This is a genomic window from Phenylobacterium sp. (assembly GCF_036502675.1).
In the GTDB taxonomy this organism is placed as follows: Bacteria; Pseudomonadota; Alphaproteobacteria; order Caulobacterales; family Caulobacteraceae; genus Phenylobacterium.
On sequence record NZ_DASXYF010000082.1, the window covers coordinates 1 to 2862 of the forward strand.

General features: G+C 70.4%; 2 protein-coding genes. Both read right to left on the reverse strand.

Annotated elements, in window-relative coordinates; genetic code table 11:
• Positions 1-583, reverse strand: a 583-nt coding sequence (locus VGL30_RS10735) for a type I glyceraldehyde-3-phosphate dehydrogenase (RefSeq protein WP_331539740.1), incomplete at its 3' end; no start/stop codon positions are given.
• 118 nt (positions 584-701) lie between these two features.
• A complete protein-coding gene (tkt, locus tag VGL30_RS10740) occupies positions 702-2678 on the reverse strand; it encodes a transketolase (RefSeq protein ID WP_331539742.1) in 1977 nt (658 codons plus the stop codon).
• Positions 2679-2862 lie beyond the last annotated feature (184 nt).

Here is a 2862-nt window from a genome sequence, read left to right on the forward strand (position 1 = left end):
CCTTGTGCATCGTGTCGAGGGTCGGCTGGTCGCCGGTGTAGGAGTGGATCGTCGTCATGAACCCCTTGTCGATGCCGACGGCGTCGTTGAGCACCTTGGCGACCGGGGCGAGGCAGTTGGTCGTGCAGGACGCGTTGGAGACGACCTTGTGCTCCTTGGTCAGCTTGTCGTGATTGACGCCGTAGACGACCGTCAGGTCGACGCCGTCGGCGGGGGCCGAGACGAGGACGCGCTTGGCGCCGGCGGTCAGGTGCGCCGAGGCCTTGTCCTTCGACGTGAAAATGCCGGTGCACTCGAGCGCTACGTCGACGCCGAGGCCTTTCCATGGCAGCTTGGACGGATCGCGCTCGGCCGAGACCTTGATGGCGCCGTTGCCGACGCTGATGGTGTCGCCCTTGACGGTAACGGTGCCGGGGAAGCGACCGTGCACGCTGTCGTAGCGCAGCAGGTGGGCGTTGGTCTCCACCGGGCCCAGGTCGTTGATGGCCACGACCTCGATGTCGCGCCGCGCATGTTCGACGATCGAGCGCAGGACGAGCCTGCCGATGCGGCCGAAACCGTTGATGGCGACGCGGACGGTCATGATCGGAGGTTCTCCTGAAGGCGGGTCGAGGGCCGTTCCGGCCGGACTGACGGGTTAACGGCGGGTTTTTTAGGGCGGGGAGCCTGGAGTCAACCCTTGCGACAGCATTCCAGGTCCGTCATTCCGCAAGACGGGCCCGCGCCGCAGCAGCGACGGCGGCCGGGGTGATGCCGAAATGCTCATAAAGGCGCTCGGCGGGCGCGCTGGCGCCGAAGCCGCCCATGCCCACGAACACTCCGTCCTCGCCGATGAACCGCTCCCAGCCGAACCTGGCGGCGGCCTCGACGGCGACGCGCACCGTGCCCTTGCCCAGCACCGCGTCCTGGTAGTGGGCGGGCTGCCGGTCGAAGAGCTCCCAGCAGGGGGTGGAGACCACCCGCGTCCAGACACCCTGCGCCTCGAGGATCTCGCGCGCCCCCAGCGCCACCGCCACCTCGGAGCCCGAGGCGAACAGGCTGACCCGGGCCGGGCCGCCGGCCGCGGCGATCTGGTAGGCGCCGCGGGCGGAGAGGTTCTCGTCGCTGGCCGTGGTGCGCGCCGCCGGCGTCTTCTGCCGCGACAGCGCGATCAGCGACGGGGACGTCCTGGCCTCCAGGGCCAGGCGCCAGCATTCGGCGGTCTCGATCAGGTCGGCCGGGCGGAAGACCAGCAGGTTGGGGATCGCCCGCAGCGACGCCAGGTGCTCGACCGGCTGGTGGGTCGGGCCGTCCTCGCCGACGCCGATGGAATCGTGGGTCATCACGTGGATCACCCGGGTTCCCATCAGCGCGCCCAGGCGGATCGCCGGGCGGCTGTAGTCGGAGAACACCAGGAAGGTGCCGGAGAACGGAATGACGCCGCCGTGCAGGGCCATGCCGTTCATGGCCGCGGCCATGCCGTGCTCGCGCACGCCGTAGTGGACGTAGCGGCCGGCATAGTCCGGCGCGTCGAACGCCGGCGTGCCCTTGACGAAGGTGTTGTTGGAGCTGGTCAGGTCGGCCGAGCCGCCCACCATCTCGGGAATCGCCGGAAACACCGTCTCCAGCACCGCCCCCGAATGCTGGCGGGTGGCGGCGCCCGGCTTGGTCGTCACCGCCTCGGCCGCCAGCTTGTCGAGCTGGTCGAAGGCGCCGGGCGGCAGGTCGCCCGCCATGGCGCGCCTGAACTCCGCGGCCTTGGGCGCGCCGGCGAGCCGGGCCTCCCAGGCCTTGCGGACCTTGGCGCCGCGGCGCCCGGCGGCCCGCCAGGGACGGTAGATATCCTCCGGCACCTCGAACGGCGCGGGCTTCCAGCCCATCGCCTGCCGGGCGTCGGCGATCTCGTCGTCGAACAGGGTGTAGCCGTGGCTGTGCGGGTCGCCCTCCTTGCGGCCCGCCCCCTTCGAAATCTTGGTGCGGCAGGCGATCATCGTCGGCCGGTCCTGGCGCACCGCCCAGCGCAGGGCGGCGGCGACCTTGCCCGCATCGTGGCCGTCCACCGTCTTCACCGCCCAGCCGGCCGCCTTGAAGCGGGCCGCCTGGTCGCCGGTCTCGGCGATGGTGGCCTCGCCGTCGATGGTGGTGTTGTTGTCGTCGAACAGCACGGTCAGCTTGGCCAGCTTCAGCCGTCCGGCCAGGCTGATCGCCTCGTGGCTGACGCCCTCCATCAGGCAGCCGTCGCCGGCCACGACCCAGGTGCGGTGGTCGACCAGATCGTCGCCGAACCGGGCGTTCACGTGGCGCTCGGCCATGGCCATGCCGACCGAGGTGGCCAACCCCTGGCCCAGCGGCCCGGTGGTGGTCTCGACGCCCGGCGTATGGCCGTACTCCGGGTGGCCCGGCGTGTTCGAGCCGAGCTGCCGGAAGTTCTTGATCTGCTCCATGGTCACGGCCTTCACGCCGGTCAGGTGCAGGAGCGAATAGAGCAGCATCGAGCCGTGACCGGCCGACAGCACGAAGCGGTCGCGGTCGGCCCAGTCAGGGCGGGCGGCGTCATACTTCAGGAACTTGGTCCAGAGCACCGTGGCCACGTCGGCCATGCCCATTGGCATGCCTTGGTGACCTGAACGGGCGTGGTGGACGGCGTCCATGGACAGGACGCGGATGGCGTCGGCCATGATCTGCTGCGGAGCGGGCATCGGCGGGCCTTGCGAGTCTGATGGGAAGCGAGCGCGCCGTCGCACGCACGGGCGCACGGGTCAAGCAAGGCCACTGGTGAACCTGAGCGCATTGGCGCAGTTAACACCGCTGGTGCGCCCTTCCTGCGGCGCCGCGGCGCAGTCTATAGAGGGCGGGGGGTTCACGGAGCGTACGATGATCCGG